The following is a 17,555-nucleotide window of genomic DNA, read 5'->3' on the forward strand; positions in this document are numbered from 1 at the left end:
TGCCTCCTGCCGAAACGGGGCCCCTTGACTTGTAGCCAGGGGCCCCGTTTCTATATGAACGAATGCAAAAGGAGCCACAGATGAAATGGATTGAACCCGACTGGCCGGCACCGGCTCATATCCGGGCCCTCTCGACCACCCGGGACGGGGGCGTAAGTGAAGGGGTCTTCGCCGGTCTCAACCTGGGGGCCCATGTTGGCGATGAAATGGCGCGAGTCGAGGCCAATCGGGCCCGCCTGCAACAGGAGGCCGTGATCCCCGGGCCACTGAACTGGCTCAATCAGGTGCATGGTATCGTCGTTCATCCGGTCAGCCATCAGTATGAGAGTGCGCCAGATGCTGACGCCGCCTGTGCCCATGAGGCGGGGCTGGCCTGTATCGTGATGACCGCCGACTGCCTGCCTGTGCTGTTCTGCGATCGTGCCGGCACCCGGGTGGCCGCCGCCCATGCCGGTTGGCGCGGACTGCATGCTGGTGTACTGGAGGCGAGCATCGCGGCCATGGGCTGCGAGCCTGCCGAGATCCTGGCCTGGCTCGGCCCGGCCATCGGCCCGCAAGCCTTCGAGGTGGGTGGCGAGGTGCGCGAGGCCTTCATGGTGGAACAAGCCGAGGCGGCGGCCGCGTTCGTCCCTTCGCCCAACGAGGGAAAATGGCTGGCGGATATCTACCAGCTGGCCCGACTGCGCCTCGCCCGCGCCGGTGTGACCGCCGTCTATGGCGGTGGCTGCTGCACCTTCAGCGATGGGGAGCAATTCTACTCCTACCGTCGTGACGGCCAGACCGGCCGCATGGCCTCGATTATCTGGCTCGCCGAGTAAAGCTTCACCGGCTCCCTCCTCATGAGGGGGCCGGGATCTTGTTAATCCCTCATTTGAAGAAAAAATAACCACCCCTGCCCCTTGAAATAGTCCGTACGGGCCTCATCTTTCATCTCAGAAAGTTATGTTGTTTGCCGCGCACGCGGCGTCTGTTTGAAGGGGGAGTGCAATGCGCCTCGATCGCCTGACCAGCAAATTCCAGATTGCTATTTCCGATGCCCAGTCTCTGGCACTGGGTCGTGACCATCAATTTATCGAACCCGTCCATCTGATGTCTGCCCTGGTCAACCAGGATGGCGGTTCCATTCGTCCGCTGCTGACCCTGACCGGGATGGATATCAATGCCCTGCGCTCGCGCCTGGGTGAAGAGCTCGATCGCCTGCCTCGCGTCAGTGGTGTGGAAGGGGACGTGCAACTGTCCAATGGCCTCGGCCGGCTGCTCAATGTCTGTGACAAGCTGGCCCAGCAGCGCAAGGATCAGTTCATCTCGTCCGAACTCTTTGTGCTGGCGGCCCTCGACGAGAAGGGGACCCTCGGCGAGCTGCTGCGCGCCCAGGGGCTGACCAAGGAGAAACTGGAAGCCGCCATCGACAAGGTGCGCGGTGGCAAGAAGGTGGACGACGCCAACGCCGAGGAGAACCGCCAGGCGCTGGAGAAGTACACCATCGATCTCACCGAGCGGGCCGAGATCGGCAAGCTCGACCCGGTGATCGGCCGCGATGACGAAATTCGCCGCACCATCCAGGTGCTGCAGCGCCGCACCAAGAACAACCCCGTGCTGATCGGCGCCCCCGGCGTCGGCAAGACCGCCATCGTCGAGGGGTTGGCCCAGCGCATCGTCAACGGCGAAGTGCCGGAAGGGCTCAAGAACAAACGGGTATTGTCGCTCGACATGGGGGCCTTGGTGGCCGGTGCCAAGTACCGCGGCGAGTTCGAGGAGCGGCTCAAAGCCGTGCTGAACGATCTCGCCAAGGAGGAGGGCAACGTCATCCTCTTCATCGACGAGCTGCACACCATGGTCGGCGCCGGCAAGGGCGAGGGGGCCATGGATGCGGGCAACATGCTGAAACCTGCGCTGGCCCGTGGCGAGCTGCACTGCGTCGGGGCCACCACCCTGGATGAGTATCGCCAGTTCATCGAGAAGGATGCCGCGCTGGAGCGTCGCTTCCAGAAGGTGTTGGTGGAGGAGCCGAGCGTGGAGGACACCATCGCCATCCTGCGCGGCCTGAAAGAGCGTTACGAGCTGCACCACCATGTGCAGATCACCGACCCTGCCATCGTGGCGGCGGCCCAGCTGTCCCACCGCTACATCGCGGATCGCCAGCTGCCGGACAAGGCCATTGACCTCATTGACGAAGCGGCTGCCAGCATCCGGCTGCAGATCGACTCCAAGCCCGAGTCTCTTGATCGTCTCGAGCGGCGCATCATCCAGCTGAAACTCGAACAGCAGGCGCTGATGAAGGAGGACGACGACGCCAGCCGCAAGCGTCTGGAGCTCATCAATCAGGAGATCGGCGAAAAGGATAGGGAATACAACGAGCTGGAAGAGGTGTGGAAGGCCGAGAAGGCGGCCCTCGCCGGCACCCAGCACATCAAGGCGGCGCTGGAGCAGGCCCGTCAGGATCTGGAAGTGGCACGCCGCGCCGGGGATCTGGGCCGCATGTCCGAGCTGCAGTACGGCCGAATTCCCGAGCTGGAGAAGCAACTGGATCTCGCCACCCAGGCGGAGATGCAGGAGACCAGCCTGCTGCGCAACCGGGTCACCGATGTGGAGATTGCGGATGTGCTGGCGCGCTGGACCGGGATTCCGGTCGCTCGCATGCTGGAAGGTGAGCGCGAGAAACTGCTGCGGATGGAAGATCAGCTGCACAGCCGGGTGATCGGTCAGGAGGAGGCAGTCGACGCCGTCTCCAACGCCATCCGCCGCTCCCGCGCCGGGCTGTCTGACCCGAACCGTCCCATCGGCTCCTTCCTGTTCCTCGGCCCCACCGGGGTGGGCAAGACCGAGCTATGCAAGGCGCTGGCCGAGTTCCTGTTCGATACCCAGGACGCCATGGTGCGCATCGACATGTCGGAGTTCATGGAGAAACACAGTGTGGCCCGTCTGGTGGGGGCGCCTCCCGGATACGTGGGCTATGAGGAGGGGGGCTATCTCACCGAGGCGGTACGCCGTCGCCCCTATTCGGTGATCCTGCTAGACGAGGTGGAGAAGGCTCATCCGGATGTGTTCAACATCCTGCTGCAGGTGCTGGATGACGGTCGCCTGACCGATGGTCAGGGTCGCACTGTGGACTTCCGCAATACCGTGGTGATCATGACCTCGAACCTCGGCTCGGATCTTATCCAGGAGCACCACAGCGAGAAGGACTACGACGAGATGAAGGCCATGCTGATGGAGGTGTTGACCCGCAGCTTCCGTCCCGAGTTCATCAACCGGATCGACGAGACCGTGGTGTTCCACCCGCTGGGCGAGGAGCACATCAAGTCCATCGCTCGCATCCAGCTCAAGAGCCTGATGGGCCGCCTGGAGGCCCAGGGTTACGAGGTGGAGGTGACCGAGGAGCTGCTGACCAAGCTGGTTCACGCCGGGTTCGACCCCGTCTACGGGGCGCGTCCCCTCAAGCGGGCGATCCAGCACAAGGTGGAGAACCCGCTGGCCCAGGCGCTGCTCTCCGGCCGCATCGTTCCGGGCAAGAAGCTGGTGCTTGGGGCCGACAGCAACGGCCTGACCATGTGTCAGTAACCTCTCCTTTGTCCGTGTTTACAACGCCAGCCCTCGGGCTGGCGTTGTCATATCCATGAAATGGAAATAAAAAAACGGCAATCCTAGGATTGCCGGGAGGAATGTATTCAATGCGACCTGACGTGGGTTGAGCGGGTCGCAGGGGCTAGCCCCGGTTTCGCAGAGGGACAGGATGGCCGCTCTGCTTACAGCCTGCCCGAGATGCGCTCTCTCATCCCGGATGACCACACACCTGTTGAACCTGAACCGTGTCCCGCTTTGCCGCAGCACAAGGTTCAGGTGAAATGACTCTGGCTTTACAGCATGCCCTGAACGGCTGCCTTCATCTCGGCCGGCCAGACACCAACTTGCACCTGACCGATATGTTCCTTTTGCAGCAACAACATGGCCAGACGGGATTGGCCGATACCGCCGCCGATGGTCTGGGGCATCCGCTCTGCCAGCAGATCCTGGTGCCAGTCGTACTGCAGGCGATCCTCGTCGCCAGTGATAGCGAGCTGACGGCGCAGCGCCTCGGCGTCTACCCGGATCCCCATGGAAGAGATCTCGAAGCTGTCTTCCAGCACCGGGTTCCACACCAGGATGTCGCCGTTGAGACCCGCCAGGCCCAGCTCGCTGTGGCTGCTCCAGTCGTCGTAGTCCGGGGCGCGCACGTCGTGGCGCTCACCGTGGGACAGTGCTCCGCCGATGCCGATCAGGAACACGGCACCCAGCTCCTTGGCGATGGCTCGCTCGCGCCCCTTGGCATCGAGATCCGGGTAGCGGGTCAGCAACTCTTCGCTATGCAGGAACTGAATTTCGCTCGGCAGGAAGGGGGTCAGTTCGTGCTCGGCACAGACGGCGCGCTCGGTGGCCTTGATGGCGGCCCAGATACCGCGCACGGTTTCCTGCAGATAGGCCAGATCGCGGCGCTCGCTCGGCATCACCTTCTCCCAGTCCCACTGATCCACATAGACGGAGTGGATGGGGCTGAGTCTGTCTTCGTCCGGGCGCAGGGCCTTCATGTGGGTGTAGATCCCTTCGCCTGGCGCGAAACCGAAGCGACCCAGGGTCTGGCGCTTCCATTTGGCCAGGGAGTGCACCACCTCGTAGCTGTGCTCCGGCAGAGTCTTCACCTTGACCTGCACTGCATTCTCGCTGCCGGACAGGTTGTCCTGGGTACCGTCACCGACCCGGCTCAGGATGGGGGCTTGCACCTCCATCAGACCCAGCTGTTGGGCGAGTTGGCGGGAGAACATCTCCTTGACGAAGCTGATCTGCTGTTGGCTGCGAATGTAGTGCTGTTTCATTGCTGAATTCCTGTTTCAAACCCCGTTGGATGTGGTGATTCTTCAACAGTCAGCAAGCTAAATTCAATATTCGATAATAAAAATAGGTTTTGTATGTTTTTTTCTTCAAAATATGCCGGCTTTTAATGAAAGATCGTCAACGGGAGTAGAAAAAAGTGCCGGAAAATTATCGGATCGATAATCTCGATCAGGCCATCCTCACCGCATTGATGGACAATGCGCGAATCCCATACGCCGAATTGGCCAAGCAACTGGCGGTCAGCCCGGGCACCATCCATGTGCGGGTGGAGAAGATGAAGCAGGCGGGGATCATCGAGGGTACCCGGGTGCAGGTGAACCCCAAGAAGCTGGGTTACGACGTCTGCTGCTTCATCGGCATCAATCTCAAGAGCGCCAAGGATTACCCGTCGGCCCTGGCCAAGCTGCAGGCGCTGGACGAGGTGGTGGAGGCCTACTACACCACGGGCCACTACAGCATCTTCATGAAGGTGATGACCCGTTCCATCGATGAGCTGCAGATCGTGCTGATCAACAAGATCCAGACCATTGACGAGATCCAGTCCACAGAAACGCTCATTTCGCTGCAAAACCCCATTCTGCGGGACGTGAAGCCTTGAGTCGGGTTGCATGAGAGGGGCGTAGAGATCCCTCTCCCGCGTGAGACGCTGCTTTCGCTGTAGAGCCCGATCTTGCGGGATGTGAAGCCCTGATTAAGCTGGTTGGCCGGGATCAGGGCTCGATATAGGGGATACCGTACTTGTTGTAGAGGGCCTTGAGGCGGCCATCCCGCTTCATGTGCAGCAGTTCGTTATCATAGGCGGCCATCTGGGCAGGGGTCTGTGCGTCGGCGCGGGCACGGGCCCAGGTATTGAAGTAGGGGCTGCTCTTGAGCGGCCTTGGCAGGTAATCCACCAGATCGCCGAGTTTCTCCTCATGGATCTGGGCGAAGGCGGTGACCAGCGGCATGGGGACGACATCGATGCGATTGGCGATCAGCTTGCGCAGTTGCAACTGGTTCATGGTGACTTCCTGGAAGTGATAGGCTGGGTCTGCCATGGCTGCGGCCAGCTCGGGGGTGTAGGAGAAGTCTTTGGTGACGCCGATGCGCCAGGGTTTGAGGTCGGCCAGGGTTTCATAACGGATCGTCAGCAGATCGCTCTTGCGCACAAAAAAGTGCCAGCTGTGGCGCAGGTGTGCCTGCTGCGGATAGAGCAGATAGCTCTCTCGTTCAGGCTTGTAGGAGTGGGTCATCACCACATCGCAGACACCGCTCTCGGCATTGCGGGTGAGACGGGCACCGGAGTCGGTCAGTTCTATCTTGATGGGGAGCCCAAGCTTGCCAAAGATGGCGGTCACTATGTCGATATCGAGCCCCTGCGGCTGCCCGGCGGCATTCATGAACTTGAGCGGGGCTTCCAGAGTGCCGCAGATCACCAGCTCTCTGGCGTTAAGCCAGAGCGGGAAGAGTAGCCACAGCAGGGGGATCACGCGCACACTATGCCTCCTGACCCCGCAGGAAGATGATGTTGGGGGCCTGCTCCCAGTATATTGGTTTATAAGGTGTAAAGAGGTGATCCCGCATGGCAAACCCTGAAATCGAAAGCCCGCTCGATGGAGTCGACAAGCTGACGGTGCTGCTCTACCGCATCGGCCTGAGTGGTGCCGCCCTGTTGCTGCTCGGGCGCGGGGCGTCGCTGCTGAGTGGTATCGAGGTCATCGCTCCTGCTCGCTGGTTGAGTCTGTTGGCGCTGACCAGTGCGCTGTGCAGTTTCTCCATCCATCTCTACGACAAGCGTATCCGTCTGATGCTGCAGGGTTTTGGCTGGGGGGCGCTGGCGTTCGCCGCGCTGGGGGCGCCGGATGCTCTGGTGCTGGGGGCGGCACTGGCCACCCTCTCAGGTTTGGCATTCAAGGAGCAGTTCTGCTTCGCCATCCCGGGGATCAGGTTGGTACCCGTGTTGTTGCCGCTGTTATGGTTGCTGGAGTGGGGTCGGCTGGAGTGGGCCGCTGCCCTGGCAGCGCTGGTCAGCGGGGCCTTGTTAACCCTGCTGGCGCTGGCCAAGTGGCGAATGCCCCTGCACTTCGACATCGGTGACAAGGGGCGTTACCAGATTTAGAAGGGATGGTTGGCGCAGCCACTGGAGTTGCGCCAACTTGCCGGCGGTCTTTAGGTCTGCTGGCAGACTTTGAGCTGCTGGTTGAGGGCCTGCATGACCTGGCGACGGCTGATGATGCCGATCACCTTGTCCTGCTGCAGCACGGGGTAGATCTTGGGTTTGGCTCCCGTCATCTGGCGTGCCAGCTCCAGTATGCTCTCGTCTGGGCCCACCGAAAGCGGTGCCCGGTTCATCATGTCTTCCACCCGGGTTCGGGTATCGCAGTGGTAGCTGCCGGTGAGCAGGCTGGGAATGCAGTCTTGTTCCGACAGAAAGCCGATCAGCTGCTTCTCGTCGCCCAGCACCGGCAGGCCGCTCAGGCCCGAGTGATGCAGGCGATCGAGCGCTTCTGCCAGGCTCAGTCCGGCGGTGAGCGAATGGGTCAGGCGGCTCATATGATGGTGAACTTTCAGCATGGTGGTGGCTCCCTTGGTGTGCATGGGGGCTACTATGGCGGAGCCGTGGGGCGGTGCGCCAATGGCTTGTACCGCAGGGATTGATAGGCGGCGGAAATGGCTGCTGAAGCGGTGGGATTGCCGGGGTATTCATGGAAGAGGAGATCTTATGAGGGCATTGGTGACGGGCTGTGGTCGGCGACTCGGCTTCTATCTGTGCGAACAACTGGTGACGGCGGGATGGCGGGTGACCGGCAGTTATCGCAGCGAGCGGCCCGAACTGGCGCGGCTGCGCGAACTCGGGGTCGAACTGGTGCAGGCGGACTTTGGCTGTGAGGAGGAGGTCAGCCGACTGATTGAGGTGCTGGCCACCCACCGCGATCTGGTACTGGTGATCCACAACGCCTCGGCCTTCGAGCCCCAGGCGGCAGATCCTGCCGCACAGCTGGCCCAGTTCGAACAGTACTACCGGGTGCACATGGCGGCCCCCTTCCAGCTCAATCGGGCACTGGCCCCCCAGCTGGCGCGCAACGACAACGCCAGCATCATCCACATCACGGATATCTACATCCATGCCCCGCCCCCGCATTTTGCCAGCTATGTGGCCACCAAGGCGGGAGCCCATTCGCTTGCCATGAGTTTTGCCCGCGAACTGGCGCCGGCCGTGCGGGTCAATACCATAGAGCCCGGCCCCATCCTGTTTCTCGATGAGCATGACGAGGCATGGCGTCAGCAGGTGCTGGCCAGGACGCCGCTGGCTCGTGAAGGGGGGCTTGAGCCCATCTGGCAGGCGGTGCAACTACTGATGCAGAACAGTTACATGACGGGGGCCAGCATCAAGGTGGATGGGGGCCGTGCCCTGGCCACCCTGTGAGGCCAGCAGCAGGGTGACTGGGTGCAGGCCAATCTGCTGATTATGGCCGTGGCCCGCCGCCAGCGGGCTGTGTAGGGAGAGCGCCACCTTGGCGGCGTGCACCTCGCCGGTGCCATACCATTCGGCCAGCAGGGGGGCCAGGTAGCTGTCGACCCCGGCCGTCGCAAAATCAGCGATCGGGCTGCTGGCCAGGATATCGATATCGAGCGGTCGGTCATGCACCTTGCACAGAGGGTCATTGCGATCCCGTCCGTGGGCGACTTCAAGGGTGACAAACCACTGCTTGAGTACTGTGGTTTCCAGCCGGCTTTCAATGACAAACAGGCAGTTGAGAAAATCGTGGCGGGAGTGCATGCCCACCGGTTTGGTCCGGATCACCGAGCTTAGCTGTAGCCAGCCAAACTGGGTGATCAGCTCGTCCAGCGCCTGGCCGACATGGCGCTGGGGCTCGAGATTGGATCCTATGCTGCACAGATAGAACATGCTCACCTTCCCTGGGTTGGGCTCATCTGAAATGTATACGCAGTTCACGGTTATCGTATTAACTATGACGTAACATGGATTTATCTATTGTGATCCGGCACTGATTGGCAGAAGGAGACTTGCATGAGTGTGGAACTGAAATGGGCACTGCTGACGGCTGCAGGCGCGCTGGCGATGATCCTGGTTATCTGTGTGGCCTCCGTCGGTCTGGCGTGAATCACGCTTTCGTTCGTAGCATCAACCGGCCTTTGGGCCGGTTTTGTTTTTTGGGTTGTGCGGCTATGCTGGCGCACCGGTGAAAATGAAGAGAAGAGATGATGGCCAAGGTTCGCCCGCGTTCCCTGCTGCAGGTGGTGTTGATGGGATTTGTGCTGGTACTGATGCCGCTTGGCGGCATGATTTGGCATAACAGCAATGCCCTTTCCCACCTCAGCAAGCTGACCAGCGACGAGATGGAGAGGGCGGTCAAGGATACCCGCCGTGCCACCTTGCTGACGGCGCAGGCCATCGATATCGAGCGAACCCTGCGTCGTTATGTGGTGCTGGGGGATATCAGGAGCCTGGCCAGCTACCGGCAGCAGCTGTCGAGTTACCGCGAGCTGCTGGCGGAGCATCGCCACTCCATCGCCGACAGCGATGTTTACGGCGGGCTTGAACAGGCGATCGAGTGGCTCGGTAGCCTGCAGGATATGGCTCAGGCCAGGGCGGCGGTGGAGAACGACAAGCTCGTCCATTTCAATCAGCTCGGCCAGCTGCTCGAACAGGTTACCCGCAGCCGGGTTGATGAGCGGATGGATCGGGTCCGCCTTACCATCGCCGGGCTGACCCGCGAGATCTGGTGGGTGAGCGGTGTAGTGGCCGTGCTCAGCCTGCTGCTGGTGCTGATCTTCACCTACCTTATTATTCACCCGGTGCGACAGATTGAGTCGCGCATTCTGAGCCTGGGGGCCGGCGTCGAACCGGATGCGGAGCCGGTGGATGGGCCGGCCGAACTGGTCTTGCTGGGAGAGCGGATCGTCTGGTTGCACGGCAAGCTCAAGGAGTTGGAACAGCAGAAGTACCAATTCCTGCGTCATGTCTCCCACGAGCTCAAGACGCCGCTGGCGGTGCTGCGGGAAGGATCGGATCTGCTCTGTGAACAGGTAGTTGGGCCGCTCACGCCTGATCAGCTGGAGATCTGCCAGATGCTGGACGAGAACAGCCGTCGTCTGCAGACCCTGATCGAGCGTCTGCTCGACTTCAACCGCCTCAGCCAGCAGGAGGTGTTCGAGCTGGAGCCGGTGCCGCTCAACCCCATTCTCGACAAGCTGGTCGCCGAATACCGGCTGGCATTGGAGTCCAAGCAGATCCGTGTACACTTGCCGACCGAGCCGGTGAGCCTGCTGGCCGAGCCCTATCGGCTGCAGTTGATCCTCGATAATCTGTTTTCCAATGCCGTCAGTTATGGTGCCAGTGGCGGCAATATCTGGATCCGCGCCGGCGAGGAGGCGCAGGGACACTGGTTGGTGGTCGCCAATGAGGGACCCGAGATCCCCGAGGCCGATCAGCAACGGATTTTTGAACCCTTCGAGCAGGGCAGCACGGTACGGCAAGGCATTCTGAAAGGCTCTGGCATGGGCCTCTCCATTGCCCGCGAGTCTGCCCACAGCTTGGGAGGGACGTTGGTTCTGGTGAAAGATGAACAGGCGGATGTCTGTTTCAGGTTGACGTTGAAATGAGGACTATGAAGATACAACGCGTATTGCCAGCCCTGATCGCAGGGTTGATAGCGGGTTGCTCCTTGCTGCCACAACATGAACAGCGGGAGTCCTCCGATATCGCTTTTGCCAAGCGGATGGAGTTTGCCAACAAGGAGATGCAGGTGCGCCTGCAATACTCCGACTGGTTGCTGGCCAGCCATCCCCAGCAACGGGTCCAGGAGCGTCAGCGGCTCAAGGGGGCCGATGATCTGGAGAGCCGGGTCAGTCTGGCCATGGTGGACTCTCACCCGGCCGAGTCGGTGGCCAATCGCCGCGCCGGTCTGGCCAGACTCAAGCAGATGCTGCCCGAACTCGGTCTCGATACCCAGGCGTTTCTGCGCAGCTGGATTGCCCTCGGCGAGGCGGTACTGGAACGGGATAGCCGGCGTGATGACCAGAGCCAGGAGATCCAGCGGCTGCGCCGCCAGATAGAGCAGCTTTCCGCCATCGACGACCAGCTCAACCAGCGCAAGCTCAACGAACATCGCGAGGTCCTGCCATGAGCCGGATCCTGCTGGTGGATGACGACGTCAGCCTGCTCAAGCTGATGAGTATGCGCCTGCGCAGTCAGGGTTATGAGGTGGATACCGCCGACAGCGCGGAAGGGGCCCTCGATCGGTTGCGCCAGCAACGGGCTGACCTGGTACTGAGCGATCTGCGGATGGCGGGCATGGACGGTCTGGCTCTGTTCGAACGGATCCAGACTCAGTGGCTGGGGCTGCCGGTCATCATCATGACTGCCCACGGCACCATCCCGGATGCGATCCAGGCGACCCGCTCCGGGGTGTTCAGTTTTCTCACCAAGCCCGTCGACAAGGACGAGCTGTTTGCCACCATAGAGCATGCCCTGAGCCTGACTCGTCCCAAGCAGCAACAGGAGTGGCAATCGCTGATCCTGACCCGTAATCCCCAGCTGGAACAGGTGCTGATCCAGGCTCACAGCATGGCTACCATGGAGGTGCCTGTACTGATCATGGGGCCGTCCGGTTCAGGCAAGGGGGTGATGGCCCAGGCGCTGCATCAGGCGAGCCACCGCAGTGACAAGCCGCTCTATACCATCAACTGCGCCGCCATCCCCTGGGCTTCACTGGATCTGCAACTGTTCGGTGAAGACGGTCACTCCGGCCTGTTCGAGCAGGCCAGGGGGGCGACCCTGTTTCTCGACGAGATCGGCGGGTTGTCGGAGTCGCTGCAGGCCAAGTTGCTGCAGGTGATGGAAGAGTACGGTCAGGGAACCCCCGAGGTGCGGGTGCTCAGCTCCAGCCATCAGGATCTGGTGAAGGCGATGGAGGAGGGACGCTTTCGTGAGGATCTCTTCTATCGCCTCAACGTGGCCAACATCACGCTGCCGTCGCTCAGCGCCCGCAGTGAGGACATTCCCCTGCTGGCTCGCCAGGCGCTCGATGAGTATCGCAGCCGCCACGAAGAGTGCGCCGTCATGGGCTTTTCGCCGGAGGCGCTGGCCATGCTGGCCGCTGCCGCCTGGCCCGGCAACGTGCGCCAGCTCTGCAACGTGGTGGAACAACTCGCCAGCCTCTGCTGCAGCCCGGTGATCGGCGCCGCCATGGTGGAGTCAGCCCTGAGTAGCGGTGGGGGCGGCATTCCCTCGTTCAACGAGGCGCGTGCCGAGTTCGAGAAGGAGTATCTGATCCGCTTGCTGCGCACCACCGAGGGTAACGTGACCCTGGCGGCCAACATGGCGGGCCGCAATCGTACCGACTTCTACAAGCTATTGAACCGCCACGGTATCGAGGCGGCCAACTTCAAGTCGAAGGGGTGACGGGGAAGAGACGGGAAAGCGGGCCTGGCAGCAGGCCCGTTTTTTTATCCGGAAAGCCGGCCCGGATCGGGGGAAGGGCTCAGGCCGGATCGGCCACGCCGGCGTCGGTCTGGGTCTTGCGGGAGAGCCAGAGACCGCTTGCCTTCATCAGATAACCGAACAGGGCACCGATCACCAGGGAGGGCAGCACCAGCCGCCACTCACCAGCCGCGCCGAAGGTAGCACAGCAACCGGCAAAGGTGCCGGGAATATAGCCGAGCCACTGTTGCCTGGCCTGCACGCACATCAGGGTGGCCACCACGCCGGTCATCACATACCCCGCCACGCCGGCACCCCACCAGGCTTCGCCATTGAGCAGCAAGAGCGCCCACAGCATGCCGCTGGCATTGCACAGCAGGGTCTGCAGCAGCGCCTTGTAGCCGCCGCTGGAGGCAAAGTAGCTGGTGCAGCCGAGGAAACCGACCCAGGAAAGCAGGCCGAACGCGACGGCAATCCAGCCCCAGAGGGCGGAGAGAATACCTGTGGTGATGGCGATGGCGATCAGTGGGCTCATGGCGCGATCCTGCTGTGGATTTCGAAGAAAAAGCAGCCTACGCCTGACTGGCGGGGCGGCAAGCGGGAGGCGAATTGTGTGTGATCTGCATCACTCTTTGCAACTCGGGAATACGCTTGCGCTCGCGAAAAAAATTCACTGGCGACCGGTCTGGCCCTGTTCCATAGTTAGGGGCCCTGTCCTGCTCATGGAGTGAGTCTGATGGTGCCAAATGTGCTCGTGCCCCTGCTGGTGTGCGTACTTCTGTTTCTGGTCGGAACCATGGCCAAGGCGCTGCCCCTGCACCCCCTCATGTAAATTTGTGTGAAATAAAAATCTGCCGGGGCGGGTCTTATCTGTATCGCCTCTATTCGCCCCGGGAGTTTTTCATGCTGATCAAACGCTCTTCTTCACATCACCCCACCGAACGGGATGTTACCCCGGAAGCCGTCTATCAGGATCGCCGCCTGATCCTCAAGGGATTGGGTCTGGGGGCCGCGACCCTGGCATTCCCGACCCGGGCGGGTGTGCTCGATCTGTTTGGTGCCGACAAGGCATCCCCTGCGCCTGCAACCAAGGCGCTCAACAGTCCGCAGGCCGCGAGACCGGCTGGAATGGTGCTGACGCCGGAAGAGAAAGCCATCAGTTACAACAACTTTTACGAGCTGGGGACCGACAAGGGGGATCCGGCCCGCAATGGTCACAGCCTCAAACCCGAGCCCTGGACTCTGAAGGTGGAGGGGGAGGTGGCCAAGCCCTTCACCCTGGATGTGTGGGATCTCATCAACAATACCGAGCTGGAGGAGCGGATCTACCGGCTGCGCTGTGTCGAGGCCTGGTCCATGGTGCTGCCCTGGAACGGCATCTCGCTGGCGGATCTCATCCGCCGGGCCGAGCCCACCAGTCGCGCCAAATTTGTGGCGTTCGAGACCCTGTTTGACCCGAAACAGCTGCCGGGTCAGGCCTCCCGCAGCCTGGGGGGCGGCATCGATTATCCCTATGTGGAGGGGCTGCGCATCGACGAGGCGATGCACCCGCTCTCCTTCCTGGCGATGGGGCTCTATGGCAAGACGCTGCCGGCCCAGAACGGGGCGCCGATCCGGCTGGTAGTGCCCTGGAAGTACGGCTTCAAGAGCATCAAGAGCATCGTCTCCATCCGGTTGATGGAGGAGATGCCTCCCACCACCTGGAACCTACTGGCACCCAACGAATATGGCTTCTACGCCAACGTCAATCCAGAGGTGGATCACCCGCGCTGGAGTCAGGCCAGCGAGCGTTTCATCGGTGAAGGGGGGCTGTTCGGTGCCAAGCGCCAGCCGACCCTGATGTTCAACGGCTATGCCGACGAGGTGGCCTCGCTCTATCAGGGCATGGATCTGCGCAAGTGGTATTGAGACAAGTTGGAGCAGACACCATGACATTGCGACTGACGGTGCGTCACATCACCTTGCTGCGGGCGCTGGTACATCTGGGAGCGCTCGGCTTTTTGCTCTGGCTGGGGTTTGCCATTCCGGCCGGACGGTTGGGGGGCGATCCCGTCCCCGAGCTGATTCATTATCTCGGCAAGGGGGCGCTCAACCTGCTGCTGCTCACCCTGCTGGTGTCGCCGCTCGCCAAGCGCTGGCGTCAGGGGCAGCTCATCAAACTGCGCCGCCCCCTCGGCCTCTGGTCCATGGTTTGGGCCCTGCTTCATTTCATGGCCTGGCTGGGGCTGGATCTGCAGTTCGACTGGGGGCTCATCGCGGGGGAGCTGGTCAAGCGCAGCTACATAGTGGTGGGCATGGTGGCGCTGCTGTTGCTGATTGCGCTTGGCATCACCTCGCTGCCGGCCCTGCAGCGTGCCATGGGGCCGGCCTGGCAGAAGCTGCACAACTGGGTCTATGCCATCGCCCTGCTGGTACCGGTGCATTACTGGTGGTCGGTGAAGAGCGGCTGGCTGGAGCCCTTCATCTATCTGGCGCTGGCCTGTGCCTTGCTGCTGCCACGGCGGGACAGGTTGCTGCGCCCCTGGCGCGGACGCTGGAAAGCAAAAGAGGCCTAGTCGGCCTCTTTTTGTTTGATCTCGCCGGTGTAGGCATCGACGATGAGATGGACTTTCTCGTCCTGGCGATTGAGGGTGCGGACCTCGAACTTGTCGCCTTCCAGCTCCACTTCCCGAATGTCGTGATACCCTTGAGCCAGCAAGAGTTTGACCAGTCCGGCCATGTCGAGACGGTTGTCGAGCGCCCAGCCTGTGGCACTGAAAAGGCAGAGGATTAGCAGGAAACTGCGCGGGATCATATTCATTCCGGATTCATGGCTGGCAGACTATAAACCCCATTATGTTAGGTTTTTGGAGATGAATCATCCATGAATAGAGCGCTCCCTCTGCTCGGGCTCTTGTTGCCGGTACTGGCGCAGGCGATCACGCCTGATGAGGCCCAGTTGCAACAAGCTGTCCGCGAGGGACGGGTTCGGCCCTTCCAGGAGATGATGGAGGTGGCAGCCAGATTGCCGGTACGGGTGCTGCGGGTGGATCTGGGGGAAGAGGATGGTGTCTGGCTCTATGAACTGCGAGTGATCGACCGGGAGAACAGCGTGCTCAAGGTGGCCTATCGGGCCGACAACCTGGAGATGGTGTGGGCCAAGGGTCACCACCTGGAGCGGCTGTTCGTGCCCAGAGCGGATCCGGTTGACGAAGAGTAATCCCTGTTTGGAAAGCTGCTGATGCGAATTCTGATAGTTGAAGACGAAAAGACCCTGGCGGGCCAGTTGGCGGAACAGCTGAGGCTGTCCGGTTTTGTCACCGATCTCTGCCACGATGGCAACGAGGCGGGCTTTCTCGGCGAGACTGAACCCTATGACGCCATCATTCTCGATCTGGGTCTGCCGGGGCGCGATGGCCTGAGCGTGCTCAAGGAGTGGCGCAGCAAGGGGATCGACACCCCCGTGCTGGTGCTTACCGCCCGCGGCCAGTTGCACGAGAAGATTGAAGGGCTTAATGCCGGTGCGGATGACTACCTCACCAAGCCGTTCCAGGTGGCCGAGCTGGTGGCCCGGGTTCATGCCCTGGTGCGCCGTGCGGCGGGCAATGCCAGCTCGATCCTGGAGATCGGCGGGGTGCGCCTCGACATGGCGGCCTCCCAGGTGTGGTATGAGGGCACCCCCATCAAGCTCACCGCCCACGAGTTCCGGGTGCTGGGCTATCTGATGCAGCACAGGGGCAAGGTGGTTTCGCGCAGCGAGCTCATCGATCACATCTATGCCCAGGATTTCGACCGCGACTCCAACACCGTTGAGGTGTTCATCGGCCGGATCCGCAAGAAGACCCATCCCGATTTGATTGAAACTGTGCGCGGCCTCGGATACCGGATCAACGAATGAGGCTGGTCAGAACCCTGCGGGGACGGCTGGTCGCCATCGCCCTGGTGTGGTGCGGCCTGTTCCTGTTTGCCACCGGCTTCAGCCTGCAGACCATGATGCGCAACTACTGGCAGGAGGCGGAAGCCGACGGCCTGCGTCTGCAGCTCTATGACCTGCTCTCCCGACTGGAGGTGGCGAAAAATGGCCTGCCGGTGGTGAGTGAGCCCTTGTCGGATCCGCGCTTTCGCCAGCCCTATTCCGGCCACTACTGGCAGTTGGAGCTGGAACATCACGTCATCGGCCGTTCCCGCTCCCTGTGGGACACTAATCTCAATACCCAGGGGCTGAAATCCGCCTTTGGCGACCCGGATCTGTTTCTCGGGCGGGGCCCCAACAAGGAACCCCTCCTGATCATGACTCGCACCGTGCTGCTGCCGGGGTCGGACAAGGTGTTCACCCTGGTGATGGCGAAAGACAGCAGCGCCCTGACCCAGACCCTGAAGAAGACCCGGATCAGCCTCTTCTTAGGCCTCGGTTTTGCCGCCGCCGGTTTGGTGCTCGGCTTCATGTTCCAAATTGTCTACGGCCTGCGCCCGCTGCATTTGCTGCGCCGCGAATTGAGCCGGGTGCATCAGGGGCATCAGGAGGGGTTCCGGCTGCGCTACCCGCTGGAGATCCAGCCGCTGGTGGAGGACATCAACCGGTTGCTGCACCACTACAGCGAGCTGCTGCAGCGGGCTCGCTCCCACACCGGTAACCTGGCTCACGCCCTCAAGACGCCGCTGAGCATCATGCGCAATCAGGTAGCCCAGCTGCCGCCCGAGGATCAGGCCGCCATCGGCGAGCAGCTCGACCAGATCCAGCGCCACATCGATTATCACCTCGGCAAGGCGCGGGTGACCGGGGCGGCCAAGATCCTCGGTGTCTCGACCCCGGTGCGGGCCAGGGTGGAGTACATCTGTCGCGCCTTCTCCCGCCTCTATCCGGGCAAGACGGTGGATTTGCAGGTACCCGCCAATCTGGCGGTCGGGGTGGAGGAGCAGGATTTCGACGAGATGGTGGGCAACCTGCTGGAAAACGCTTTCAAGTGGTCCGCCAGCCAGCTGCGCATTTCCAGCGCCGAGCTGGGAGGCTGGATCACCCTGCGCATCGAGGATGATGGCCCCGGCATGAGCGAGGATCAGATCGCCAAGGCGGTGCTGCGCGGAGTGCGCCTTGACGAGAAGGTGCCGGGCTCGGGGCTTGGCCTCAATATCGTCTCCGATCTGGCGGAAGCCTATCGGGGTAGCTTCATCATGGGCCGCGCCGAGCTGGGCGGCCTGGCGGCCTCGCTTTCCCTGCCCAAGGTGGCAAGAGTAGAGAGCTAGGCATAAGATATGGCACTTGTTTCAGCCTGAGGAAGAG

General features: G+C 61.7%; 20 protein-coding genes. 14 read left to right on the top strand and 6 right to left on the bottom strand.

What is annotated here, in order from left to right:
* The first annotated feature begins 80 nt into the window (after window positions 1–80).
* Together pgeF and clpB are read left to right on the top strand one after the other, a co-directional pair.
* Complete coding sequence (gene pgeF, locus MRK42_RS01350; protein WP_354688786.1) at window positions 81–818, top strand: peptidoglycan editing factor PgeF; 738 nt, start codon at window positions 81–83, stop codon at window positions 816–818.
* A 169-nt stretch (window positions 819–987) separates the two neighbouring features.
* Window positions 988–3,561 (top strand): ATP-dependent chaperone ClpB, encoded by a 2,574-nt coding sequence (gene clpB / locus MRK42_RS01355; RefSeq protein WP_354688787.1) that lies wholly within the window; start codon window positions 988–990, stop codon window positions 3,559–3,561.
* 296 nt (window positions 3,562–3,857) lie between these two features.
* Here clpB and asnA read toward each other — a convergent pair whose 3' ends face one another.
* Window positions 3,858–4,850 (bottom strand): aspartate--ammonia ligase, encoded by a 993-nt coding sequence (asnA, locus tag MRK42_RS01360; RefSeq protein WP_354688788.1) that lies wholly within the window; start codon window positions 4,848–4,850, stop codon window positions 3,858–3,860.
* Between the two features lie 155 nt (window positions 4,851–5,005).
* Between asnA and asnC the strand changes: the two genes are divergently transcribed.
* The gene (gene asnC, locus MRK42_RS01365) at window positions 5,006–5,467 is read left to right on the top strand and encodes a transcriptional regulator AsnC (RefSeq protein WP_042025306.1); all 462 of its coding nucleotides are present in this window, start codon (window positions 5,006–5,008) and stop codon (window positions 5,465–5,467) included.
* A gap of 112 nt (window positions 5,468–5,579) precedes the next feature.
* Here the strand turns inward: asnC and MRK42_RS01370 are convergent, their stop codons facing one another.
* Window positions 5,580–6,344, bottom strand: a complete 765-nt coding sequence (locus tag MRK42_RS01370) for a transporter substrate-binding domain-containing protein (protein WP_042025208.1) — start codon at window positions 6,342–6,344, stop codon at window positions 5,580–5,582.
* A gap of 86 nt (window positions 6,345–6,430) precedes the next feature.
* Here MRK42_RS01370 and MRK42_RS01375 point away from each other — a divergent pair, with 86 nt between their 5' ends.
* On the top strand, window positions 6,431–6,967 hold the full coding sequence (locus MRK42_RS01375; protein WP_042072510.1) for a DUF2301 domain-containing membrane protein: 537 nt from the start codon (window positions 6,431–6,433) through the stop codon (window positions 6,965–6,967).
* Between the two features lie 50 nt (window positions 6,968–7,017).
* Here the strand turns inward: MRK42_RS01375 and MRK42_RS01380 are convergent, their stop codons facing one another.
* Entirely contained in the window at window positions 7,018–7,422 is a 405-nt protein-coding gene (locus MRK42_RS01380) for a CBS domain-containing protein (RefSeq protein ID WP_354688789.1), read from the bottom strand.
* A 148-nt stretch (window positions 7,423–7,570) separates the two neighbouring features.
* Between MRK42_RS01380 and MRK42_RS01385 the strand changes: the two genes are divergently transcribed.
* On the top strand, window positions 7,571–8,275 hold the full coding sequence (locus MRK42_RS01385) for an SDR family NAD(P)-dependent oxidoreductase (RefSeq protein WP_354688790.1): 705 nt from the start codon (window positions 7,571–7,573) through the stop codon (window positions 8,273–8,275).
* On the opposite strand, the gene MRK42_RS01390 is transcribed toward MRK42_RS01385, so the two are convergent.
* A complete protein-coding gene (locus MRK42_RS01390) occupies window positions 8,201–8,758 on the bottom strand; it encodes a 2-amino-4-hydroxy-6-hydroxymethyldihydropteridine diphosphokinase (RefSeq protein ID WP_354688791.1) in 558 nt (185 codons plus the stop codon). The genes MRK42_RS01385 and MRK42_RS01390 overlap by 75 nt on opposite strands.
* 123 nt (window positions 8,759–8,881) lie before the next feature.
* On the opposite strand from MRK42_RS01390, the gene MRK42_RS01395 reads away from it, so the two are divergent.
* The 4 genes from MRK42_RS01395 (at window position 8,882) to MRK42_RS01410 (ending at window position 12,277) form a co-directional block, all read left to right on the top strand.
* Entirely contained in the window at window positions 8,882–8,974 is a 93-nt protein-coding gene (locus tag MRK42_RS01395; RefSeq protein WP_124239460.1) for a YnhF family membrane protein, read from the top strand.
* Between the two features lie 101 nt (window positions 8,975–9,075).
* Entirely contained in the window at window positions 9,076–10,476 is a 1,401-nt protein-coding gene (locus tag MRK42_RS01400; protein WP_354689038.1) for an ATP-binding protein, read from the top strand.
* A 5-nt stretch (window positions 10,477–10,481) separates the two neighbouring features.
* Window positions 10,482–11,000 (top strand): hypothetical protein, encoded by a 519-nt coding sequence (locus MRK42_RS01405; RefSeq protein ID WP_026456990.1) that lies wholly within the window; start codon window positions 10,482–10,484, stop codon window positions 10,998–11,000.
* Window positions 10,997–12,277, top strand: a complete 1,281-nt coding sequence (locus MRK42_RS01410; protein ID WP_026456989.1) for a sigma 54-interacting transcriptional regulator — start codon at window positions 10,997–10,999, stop codon at window positions 12,275–12,277. The genes MRK42_RS01405 and MRK42_RS01410 overlap by 4 nt, the downstream gene beginning before the upstream one ends.
* A 79-nt stretch (window positions 12,278–12,356) precedes the next feature.
* Here MRK42_RS01410 and MRK42_RS01415 read toward each other — a convergent pair whose 3' ends face one another.
* A complete protein-coding gene (locus MRK42_RS01415; RefSeq protein ID WP_042072502.1) occupies window positions 12,357–12,830 on the bottom strand; it encodes a DUF1097 domain-containing protein in 474 nt (157 codons plus the stop codon).
* Between the two features lie 368 nt (window positions 12,831–13,198).
* Between MRK42_RS01415 and msrP the strand changes: the two genes are divergently transcribed.
* Both msrP and MRK42_RS01425 read left to right on the top strand, forming a co-directional pair.
* Entirely contained in the window at window positions 13,199–14,203 is a 1,005-nt protein-coding gene (msrP, locus tag MRK42_RS01420) for a protein-methionine-sulfoxide reductase catalytic subunit MsrP (protein ID WP_354688792.1), read from the top strand.
* 20 nt (window positions 14,204–14,223) lie between these two features.
* Window positions 14,224–14,850 (top strand): protein-methionine-sulfoxide reductase heme-binding subunit MsrQ, encoded by a 627-nt coding sequence (locus MRK42_RS01425; protein ID WP_354688793.1) that lies wholly within the window; start codon window positions 14,224–14,226, stop codon window positions 14,848–14,850.
* On the opposite strand, the gene MRK42_RS01430 is transcribed toward MRK42_RS01425, so the two are convergent.
* Window positions 14,847–15,095 (bottom strand): PepSY domain-containing protein, encoded by a 249-nt coding sequence (locus MRK42_RS01430; RefSeq protein WP_042025202.1) that lies wholly within the window; start codon window positions 15,093–15,095, stop codon window positions 14,847–14,849. The genes MRK42_RS01425 and MRK42_RS01430 overlap by 4 nt on opposite strands.
* A 63-nt stretch (window positions 15,096–15,158) precedes the next feature.
* Here MRK42_RS01430 and MRK42_RS01435 point away from each other — a divergent pair, with 63 nt between their 5' ends.
* The 3 genes from MRK42_RS01435 to MRK42_RS01445 are packed head-to-tail and all read left to right on the top strand — an operon-like array spanning window position 15,159 to window position 17,518.
* The gene (locus tag MRK42_RS01435; RefSeq protein ID WP_026458645.1) at window positions 15,159–15,494 is read left to right on the top strand and encodes a hypothetical protein; all 336 of its coding nucleotides are present in this window, start codon (window positions 15,159–15,161) and stop codon (window positions 15,492–15,494) included.
* Window positions 15,495–15,515: 21 nt separating this feature from the next.
* Complete coding sequence (locus MRK42_RS01440) at window positions 15,516–16,172, top strand: response regulator transcription factor (RefSeq protein ID WP_042025200.1); 657 nt, start codon at window positions 15,516–15,518, stop codon at window positions 16,170–16,172.
* Complete coding sequence (locus MRK42_RS01445; protein ID WP_042025199.1) at window positions 16,169–17,518, top strand: sensor histidine kinase; 1,350 nt, start codon at window positions 16,169–16,171, stop codon at window positions 17,516–17,518. Before MRK42_RS01440 ends, MRK42_RS01445 begins: the two co-directional genes overlap by 4 nt.
* Window positions 17,519–17,555: the final 37 nt, after the last annotated feature.

This window comes from Aeromonas sp. 19NY04SH05-1 (assembly GCF_040581895.1).
GTDB lineage: Bacteria > Pseudomonadota > Gammaproteobacteria > Enterobacterales > Aeromonadaceae > Aeromonas > Aeromonas enteropelogenes.

What these genes read in the sequence shown, in the direction of transcription:
- pgeF (WP_354688786.1), top strand. Translation starts at nt 81, where the DNA reads ATGAAATGGATTGAACCCGACTGGCCGGCACCGGCTCATATCCGGGCC.
- clpB (WP_354688787.1), top strand. Translation starts at nt 988, where the DNA reads ATGCGCCTCGATCGCCTGACCAGCAAATTCCAGATTGCTATTTCCGAT.
- asnA (WP_354688788.1), bottom strand. Translation starts at nt 4,850, where the DNA reads ATGAAACAGCACTACATTCGCAGCCAACAGCAGATCAGCTTCGTCAAG.
- MRK42_RS01375 (WP_042072510.1), top strand. Translation starts at nt 6,431, where the DNA reads ATGGCAAACCCTGAAATCGAAAGCCCGCTCGATGGAGTCGACAAGCTG.
- MRK42_RS01380 (WP_354688789.1), bottom strand. Translation starts at nt 7,422, where the DNA reads ATGCTGAAAGTTCACCATCATATGAGCCGCCTGACCCATTCGCTCACC.
- MRK42_RS01385 (WP_354688790.1), top strand. Translation starts at nt 7,571, where the DNA reads ATGAGGGCATTGGTGACGGGCTGTGGTCGGCGACTCGGCTTCTATCTG.
- MRK42_RS01390 (WP_354688791.1), bottom strand. Translation starts at nt 8,758, where the DNA reads ATGTTCTATCTGTGCAGCATAGGATCCAATCTCGAGCCCCAGCGCCAT.
- MRK42_RS01395 (WP_124239460.1), top strand. Translation starts at nt 8,882, where the DNA reads ATGAGTGTGGAACTGAAATGGGCACTGCTGACGGCTGCAGGCGCGCTG.
- MRK42_RS01400 (WP_354689038.1), top strand. Translation starts at nt 9,076, where the DNA reads ATGGCCAAGGTTCGCCCGCGTTCCCTGCTGCAGGTGGTGTTGATGGGA.
- MRK42_RS01405 (WP_026456990.1), top strand. Translation starts at nt 10,482, where the DNA reads ATGAAGATACAACGCGTATTGCCAGCCCTGATCGCAGGGTTGATAGCG.
- MRK42_RS01410 (WP_026456989.1), top strand. Translation starts at nt 10,997, where the DNA reads ATGAGCCGGATCCTGCTGGTGGATGACGACGTCAGCCTGCTCAAGCTG.
- MRK42_RS01415 (WP_042072502.1), bottom strand. Translation starts at nt 12,830, where the DNA reads ATGAGCCCACTGATCGCCATCGCCATCACCACAGGTATTCTCTCCGCC.
- msrP (WP_354688792.1), top strand. Translation starts at nt 13,199, where the DNA reads ATGCTGATCAAACGCTCTTCTTCACATCACCCCACCGAACGGGATGTT.
- MRK42_RS01425 (WP_354688793.1), top strand. Translation starts at nt 14,224, where the DNA reads ATGACATTGCGACTGACGGTGCGTCACATCACCTTGCTGCGGGCGCTG.
- MRK42_RS01430 (WP_042025202.1), bottom strand. Translation starts at nt 15,095, where the DNA reads ATGAATATGATCCCGCGCAGTTTCCTGCTAATCCTCTGCCTTTTCAGT.
- MRK42_RS01435 (WP_026458645.1), top strand. Translation starts at nt 15,159, where the DNA reads ATGAATAGAGCGCTCCCTCTGCTCGGGCTCTTGTTGCCGGTACTGGCG.
- MRK42_RS01440 (WP_042025200.1), top strand. Translation starts at nt 15,516, where the DNA reads ATGCGAATTCTGATAGTTGAAGACGAAAAGACCCTGGCGGGCCAGTTG.
- MRK42_RS01445 (WP_042025199.1), top strand. Translation starts at nt 16,169, where the DNA reads ATGAGGCTGGTCAGAACCCTGCGGGGACGGCTGGTCGCCATCGCCCTG.